This is a genomic window from Streptomyces sp. NRRL F-6676 (genome assembly GCF_000725625.1).
Lineage (GTDB): Bacteria > Actinomycetota > Actinomycetes > Streptomycetales > Streptomycetaceae > Streptomyces.
This window is the reverse complement of the sequence record NZ_JOHS01000097.1, coordinates 1-7,955: the sequence shown is the minus strand read 5'-3', so window position 1 is coordinate 7,955 and position 7,955 is coordinate 1. Positions and strand designations below refer to the sequence as shown.

Below are 7,955 nucleotides of genomic sequence, written 5' to 3'. Positions count from 1 at the left end.
AGAGTTTGCCGGGTCCGGGTGGGTTGGCGGTGGGGTCGGCGTGGGGGTCGAAGCGTTCGGTGTGGAGGGTGGCGTGGGGTGCGTGGGGGCGGAGGTGGAGCCAGGCGCCCTTGGCGACCGGTGTGGTGACGCGGGGTGCGGGTTCCTGGTTGCGGGTTCTCGGTGCGGGGCGGTGGCGGCCGTCGGGCTGGGTGCTGGGGGCGTCGCCGGCATGCCGGGGCGCACTCGACGTCGGGTCGGTGGTGGTCGTGGAGGCCGTGAGCGGGCCCGCCGTGCTCGCGTTGTAGTGGTTCAGGCCGGTGTAGTGCACCTCCAGCGCCGGTGTCGTCGTGACCGGGCCGTACCGCAGGACGATGCCGCGGGTGCCGCCGGCCGGGGTGGTGCCGGGCATGGGCTGGAAGACGTCGATCGGGGCGTCGAGGGTGTCCGCGAGCAGCGGCAGGAAGGTGTCGCCGAGCGGGCTGCCCCACTCGGTGTCCCAGTTCCGCACCGCCTGGGTGAGCGCGGCCGCCTCGGGCCGGGTCAGGGGTGCGGTGCTCTGGTGGTAACCGGCGATGAGCAGCGCCCGGCGCTGGTCGCCCGTCATGGTGGCGAGCGTGGGCAGCGCGTTCTGCGCGCGCAGGTAGGCGAACATCTGGCGGTTGCTCGGCGGGCTGCCGGCCGGGGCGGGCGGTGCGCCCGGCGCGGACACGGCCTGCGCGTAGCGGGTCTGGAGGTCGGCCGGGTCCATGTCCTCGGCGCGTGTCAGCCCCGTGATGCCGAACTGCGCCAGGCGTGCGTCGACCCAGGCGAGCGGCCTGCTCTGGGCCTCGGCCGCGAATCCGCCGACAAGGGCGCCCCGGAGCTGGCCGAGCACATGGGGCGAGAGCGGGCGGCTGCCGTCCGTCGCCGCCGTCAGCCGGGCGAGCACCAGGTTCTGCACCTGCCGCTGGGTGGCACGCAGATGACCGGTGCCCGGGGCCGTGGTGGCCGGGTTCTGCTCCAGCGCGATCAGTGCCTGCTGCACCTGGGCCGGCCGGCCGAGCCAGGCGGCGGTGCCCGGATCGAGGGTCAGGCCGGCCTGTAGCAGCCGCTGGCGGACCAGTTGGGGTGCGCTGCCGATGACGGCGTATTGCAGACAGAAGCCGTCGCCGGGGGTCCGGACGAGGTTGCCGCGCGGTGCGACGTACGGGGACGGGGCCGCGGGCGGCGGTGCCGTGACGGTTGCCTTGGCCTTGCCCTTGTTCGTCTGCGTCGTGGTGGTCTTGGGCGGGCTGGTCGTCGCCTTCGTGCCCGTCTTCTTCGGTGGGGGCGGCGGCGGGGGGCTCTGGGTCGTGCCCGTGGTGGTGGCCGGGGCGGGGGCGTGGGTCTGGCCGCCGGCCGGGAGGGGGGCGGAGCGGCCGTCGGGGTCGGGCCAGCGGGGCGCGGTGGTGGCGAAGGTGGTCCGCAGCGACTGCTCGGGCGAGGGGGCGCTGTCCCGGACGGTGGCGGACAGGTCCGGCAGCGCCTCGGTGGCCGAGGTCTGCTCGGCGGCGGCCCGCAACTGCGCGCCGACGGTGGTGGCGAGCTGGGTGTTGCGGCGGGTGACCTTGGCACCGGCCCGGGTGACGTGGCCCTGGGCGCGGTTCTCGCGCAGCCGGGCGATGCGCACGTTCTCGCTCCGGCGGACGACGGCGGCCGCGTCGTCGCGCGCCTCCGCCTCGGCCTCGTCGCGCGCCTCCTCCGCCTGGCGGATGCGGTCGGGGCCGATGGTGACGATGTGCTGGGCGCGCTTCAACGCCGCCCGCTGGTCGGCGAGTTGGTCGGTGGCCTGCTGGATGGCGTCCTCGGCGGCGGTGATCGCCGGGAGGACCGCGCGCACCCGGGGATCGTCCGCCACGTCGGCGGCCGGGCGGCTGGAGCGCGGCGCGGTGGTGCCGGTCGTTCCGGAGGTGCCCGTGGCCGAGGACGTGACGGGCGGCGCGACCGGCGGGACGGCCCCCCGCGTGCCCTGCGCCCCCTTCGCCGCCGCGGCCGCGCGCTCGGCGCGCACGGTGTTCTCCACCGTGGTCAGCCGGTCCAGCGCCCGGCCCAGGTCGCGGCGGCCGTCGGCCGCCTTCCGCTCGTTCGCCGCGATCACCGGCGGCAGCGTCGTGACCGTCTTCCGGGCATCGGCGAGCCCCTGCCGCAGCCTGCCGACCAGCTCCCCGGCCTCCCGGGCGGCCTTCGCGGAGGCGGCGGCGTCGGTCCTCGCCTTGTTCTCGGCGGTGAGCGCGGCCGTCACCGCCTTCCGGGCCCCGTCCAGCACGTCCACGGCGTCGGCGTGGGCGCGGTTGGCGTGCTGGAGGGAGGTGGTGAGGCGGTGCAGCCGGCCGGGGGTGTCGGCGAGGGTCTCCATGGCGGCGTGCAGCGTCTCCGCCCTGGCGTGGAACGGGGTCCAGGCGGAGACGAGGTCGGGGTCGGCGGTGACGAGGGAGCCGTCGGCGCCGAACCGCCAGCGGCGGATGCCCTCCGGGCCCCGGGTCATCAGCTCCACCGGACGGTTGCCGAGGACGGCGGCGCGGGAGGCCCCGTAGAGCGCCTGCCCGAGCCGGGTGCCGTCCGTGTCCGGGCCGACGGACACCCACAACTGCACGCCGTCGGTGCCGGGGGTGAGCGCGGAGTGCAGGCGCTCGGCCAGATCGTGCGGGGCGACGTCGGCCCAGTCGGGAACGAGCGCGGGCAGGTCGCGCACATGGTCCGGGGACTCGCCCGGGGCGATGAGGCCGTGGCCGAGCAGATCGCGCTCCTCCACCCGCAGGGTGACCGTGCCGGTGACGTGCCGGGCGCCCTCGGGCCCCTCCACCAGCAGGTGGACATCGGCGTCGACGGCGTAGCTGCGGGTGCCCCGGGCACCGCTCGCCGGGGCGGAGGTGCTGCCGTTCTTGAGCCAGTCGCGGCGGCTGCCGGTGGTGCTGCCGCCGAAGCTGCTGGGCTGGGTCGAGCGCTGGGCGAGCGGCACGGTCGCACCGGCGAGGTGGTGGCCCTCGCCGTCGGTGCTGAGGAGTTCGGTGAAGGCGGTGGAGAAGGAGTGGTCGGCGCCCGCCGCCGTGCTCACCGTGTCGGTGGTGTTGTGCAACTGGTCGAGGGTGACGTCGTCGCCGTGCGTGGCGCGGCGCGGGTTGTAGAGCGTGACCGTGATCGACGGCGGCTGCGCGGGCGCCCCCTCGAAGGGGCGGGTGCCGGGCATGCGCCGGGTCAGGTCGGCGGCGAGCCGGGGGCGGTCCAGGGAGGCCCGGCCGGCCTGGACGAGCTGCCCGAGGCGGGCCGCCCGGCCCTCCAGCGACACCGAGGTCAACTGGGAGTGCCAGCGGCCGTTGCTGAGCGGTGCGACCTCGTCGAGCGCGGTCTCCAGCTGGGCCCACCCGTCGAAGGCGAACGCCGGGGTCGGCCCCGTCGGGCTGAACATGCCGTCGTCGGCGAGGTACGGCGTGGGCGTCGGGCCGGGCAGCACGGTGTTGCGCGGGTCGACGGTGGAGACGACGGACGGGGCGGTCACCGTGGCCGGCCGGGTGCGCGCGTTGGTCTCGGTGCCCGTGAACCGCAGGGCCAGCCGGACCGGGATGCTGCGGGTACGGGGCGTGCCGCGCGCCAGCAGCTCGTCCATCCACCGCCGCAGATCGCCGCCCGCCTCCGACCAGGCGATGACACCGTTCTGTACCAGACCGCCGACGAGGTTGGGCGGCCAGTCGGCGACCAGCGCCGAGCGGACGGAGACCACGTAGTCGTACTGGAGGCCGTCGAAGTCCGCCCCGTTGTCGGTACGGAGCCAGAACCGGTTGTCGACGGTGGTCGCCCGCCGCACCGACCTGCTGGTCGCCGCCTGCGGGGTGAACACCGGCGCCGCCCGGTCCACCTTGGACTCCTCGGGCTTCTGGTGCGGCCGCGGGTAGCGGGTGGTGACATTGACCCCGAGCTGCTTCTGCCGCACCCACGCCTTGGTCGTCGTCCGCCCCGCCGAGGTGTGCGACTGCCACTGCTCCAGACCCGAGCCCGGGCGCGAGGAGCCCCGGATGCCGGACAGGTCCTGGGTACGCCGGGGCACCGCCGTCAGCGTGACCTCGACCAGACGCTCGCCGCCGGCGCCGTGGTGGCGGAAGTGGAAGCGCGTGGTGGCCCGGCGCGGGGTGCCGTCCGGGCCGCGCCCGGGCAGGGCGCGCAGCCCCGCGGTCGAGGTGAGCTGCGCGATCCGCGACCGTACGCCGGGCTGGTAGCCGGTGTGGCCCGGGGTGAACACACCGGGTGCCTCCGACTCCACCAGGCCCACCAGCTCGCGGTAGACCTGCCCGCGCCGCTCCCGGGGGGCCACCGGCCCCAGCGGGACGGACCCGGCGGGCGCGGCCGTGGCCGGCGGGGGCGCGGCCGGCGGCGTCTGGTACTCGATGACCGAGAGGACGCCGCCGAGCCCCAGCTCGCGGTCGCGGGTGTACGACGACGGCAGCGCCGCCGTCGGAGCCGGCGCCGGCTGCGGGGTGAGGCCCCGCACGGAGCCCATCCACCGCGCGTCACGGGTGACCTGGCCCTGCGAGGTGAGGAACTGCAATCCGTCCCGGACATCCACGGCGAAGGTGATGGGGTCGTTCGTGCCCAGATCCCCGATGCCGCCCAGCGCGTTGCGGGTACCGGCGCGGAGGGTGACGAAGTAGGTGACGTCGGCGACCACCCGGTGCAGGACGCCGGACTCGGTGGGGACCCGGTTGACGGCGGTGCTGGAGGAGAGACTGTCCGAGGTGTCGGTGCGCGCCACGTAACCGAAGCGCGCCGAGGGGTTGAACAGCCCCTTGAACGCCTTGGTCCCGGACCGGGAACTCACCCCGATCGTCCCGTCGATCTCCGGGTTGACCTGCCCGGAGCCGTCGTCCTCCCCCTTCGGCAGCGCGGGCGGGTTCTGCGAGACCAGCCCGGTGACACCGGTCTGGTGCGACTTGCCGAGCGACTTCTGCTGCTGGGCGCTGTCCGTCGCCGCGACACCCGTCTCCAGATACTGCTTGGTGGTGTCGACGAGCCGGGCGTTGTGGGCGACGGCCTGGATCTCCAGCGAGTACTGGCCGTCCGCGAGCGTGCCCGGCAGGGTCATGCCCTCGACGACGTAGGAGTTCTTGAAGATCTCGTGGCCGTGGGCGATCAGGCTGCCCGGTGTGGTCGCGGCGTGCCGGAACTCGGCGGCGCGTGTCGTGCTGTCGGTCATGCCCCGCCCGGCGAGCGGTGAGATGCCGTGGTCCGGCCCCCGGCCGGTGGCCGGCGGGGCGCCGGTGGCGGTGACCGGGAGGATCGGGCCGGTGCCGGTGTCCGTGTTCGCCGACGTGGCCGCGGCGGCCGCCTGGATCCGGTCGCGCAGCTCGGCGGCGCCCCGCCGGAAGGCCGAGTCGATGGCGGCGGAACCGCGCGCGGTGTCGATCAGCCCGTCGTCCGGCACCCGCACCAGCTCCGGGAGCGGGTTGCCGGCTGCGTCGGTGCCGTCCAGCCGTGCCATGTCGGTCGCGTCGGGCCGCCGCGGGGCCCCGTCCCGCGGCGTGGTGGGCGGGGCGGGCGCGGGTGTCACCGAGGGCGCGCGGGTACGGCCCTCCGGCACCGCCAGCCACATCGAACCGGACACGGTCGGGGCCACCGGCGCGGCCGGCGCGCCCGGGGCCGCGGGCGTGGCCGGGGCCGCCGCCTGGTTCACGTCCTGCCCGAACCGCACGGTGGGCTCGTCGCCGTCGTCCGCGTACAGGTCGAGCGCGAGCAGCACCGGGACCTCGAACTTGTGACTGTCCTGCCCGGTGCCGATGTAGAACTGGTCGTGCCCGGTCGCGCCGCCCACGGTGTCGCCGTGGGTGATCTGGTGACCGTACTGGTAGTCGGCGCCGAAGCCGATCCCGCCCCAGTCGCCCAGCGGCCCGCTCACACTGCCCATCGGACCGAGCGCGCCGCCGTAGGACTCGCCGCGCTGCTCGCTGTCGCCGCCCGAGGCCTGGGCCAGACCCATGACCTGGATGCCGGGCAGCACCCGGCGGTGGACGCTGCCGCGCGAGGTGTCCCGGACCGCCGTGAGCAGCAGCCGCACCCGGCGCACCCCGGTGTCGGAGCTGTTGGGCACCTCCAGATGGAGCTCGTGCCCGCCGTCCACCATGGAGTCGGAGGCGGCACGCAGCCCCAGCCGGGAGCGGGCCTCGCGCAGCCGGCGCAGATTGTTGAGCTGGGCGTGCAGCCGGATCTGATGCTCCGGCTCGTGGTCGAACGCCGCCTGCTTCAGCTTCGCGCCGAGCCCGGTGGCCGCCGGCGCCTTGGGGTCGGGCGGCAGCAGCCCCTCCTCGCGCAGCCAGGTCTCGGCACGGTCCCACAGGGGGTTGGTGCCGGTGACGTCGAGCGGGGCCGCGCTCAGCCCGATGCCGTCCAGCCGCTCCAACGAGTCCGGCAGCTCCCGCAGTTCGCTCGCGGTGGGCGCGTGGCCGGTGGCGTCGTCCTTGGACAGCACCCGCAGGTCCAGACCGTGCGGGCGGGTCAGCAGGGGCGCGTGCGACTCGGTCCCGTCGGGCCGGATCAGGGTCACCTGGTAGCCGACGGCGGCGGGCGTGAGCAGGTGCCCGCGGTTGGTGCGGATCGCGTGCATGGTGCCGGAGGAGATGCCGGCGCCGTAGGTGTTGGTGACCGTCGCCTGCGCCTGTCCGCGCGCGCCCAGGCTGCCGCCGATGTGCTTCGAGGAGTCCGGGTGGCCCGCGGAGTGGTCCCCGGTGAGCGCGGCGGCCGCGTTGCCGCTGAACCCGATGCCACTGGTGTACTTCGACGACAGGTCCACCTTCGAGAAGTTGACGACATGGCTCTCGAGGTTGATCTGCCCCGCGTTGCTCTGCCGCTGCGGGGTGCCCACCGTCGGCACGGCGGTGAAGTGCAGCATGCCCACCACATCGCCGTTGCCGTTGACGAGCACCGGTGAGTAGAGACCGCCGTCGAGCTGTGCCGGGAGCAGACCGCGGAGCACCTGCTCGGAGAGGAAGTCGGACACCTGCCCGGCGGCGGTGTCGTCCAGGTCCGCGTGGAAGCTCTGGTGGGTGTGCTCGTAGAGGGCACGGGGGTCGATGACCGAGTCGACGCCGAACAGCGGCAGGTCGTCCGGGTCGGCGGGGGCCGGCAGGGAGCCGGGCGCGGGGTCGGCGGTGGTGAGGTGGCGCGGGAACCAGATCGTGGTCGGACCGTGCGACCGCGGGGCGCTCCAGCCGTCGGAGGCGGTGGTGGACGGCTTCTTGGAGGGCGCGGTGACGCCGGGGGCGTCGCGGCGGACCCGCCAGTGGGTGGTGAACTCCACCGGGTCCGACGGCTCGTTGGAGCGCTGGGCGGACGTGGTCTGCACGGCGTACGTGACCGTACTGGAGTCACTCGCCTGGTTGTGCGTGATCGACGCCGTCGCCGCGCCGTCCACCGCCCGCACCGGCGTCGGGGCGGCCACGGGCCAGGACCCGGTCCACGGCACCTGGAACGTGCGGTAGGTGCCGGACGGCTGCCCGGAGAAGTTCTCCCGGGTGCCGAAGCCGCGCCGCTCGACGTGCTTGTCGGGGTCACGTGTGTCGAACTCACCCTGGCGCGAGGAGGGCCGGGCCTCGGAGAGGGTGAGCTGTACGTCGATGGTGTGGTCGCGTCCGCCGACGCTGATGGTGACCCGGTGACCGCCGGCACTGCGCACATAGGCCAGGTTGAGGGCGAGGTTGGCGCCGCTGAGCCGGTCCTCGACCTGCTCGCGCACCTCGGCGGGCGGATCGTTCTCGTCGACGCCCAGCTCGGAGTACACCTGCCGGTGCAGCCCGTCCAGCACCTCGGCGGAGAAGGGCTGTATCTGCACGAGGCCGACCGTGCCGTCGGGCAGCGCGCCGTAGTTCCGCACATAGCTCGACGCGGGCGCCACCGGGGGTGCGGGGGGAGTGGTGGGTGCCTGTGAGGTGGGCCAGATGGGGGGTTCGGTGGCGGGGTGGGGGGCTTTGTCG

Annotated in this window: 1 pseudogene; it reads right to left on the bottom strand. The window is 75.0% G+C overall.

Annotated elements, in window-relative coordinates:
• Positions 1–7,876, bottom strand: a pseudogene (locus tag IO29_RS39145) (OTU domain-containing protein); the annotation flags it as partial.
• Between the last annotated feature and the right edge of the window lie 79 nt (positions 7,877–7,955).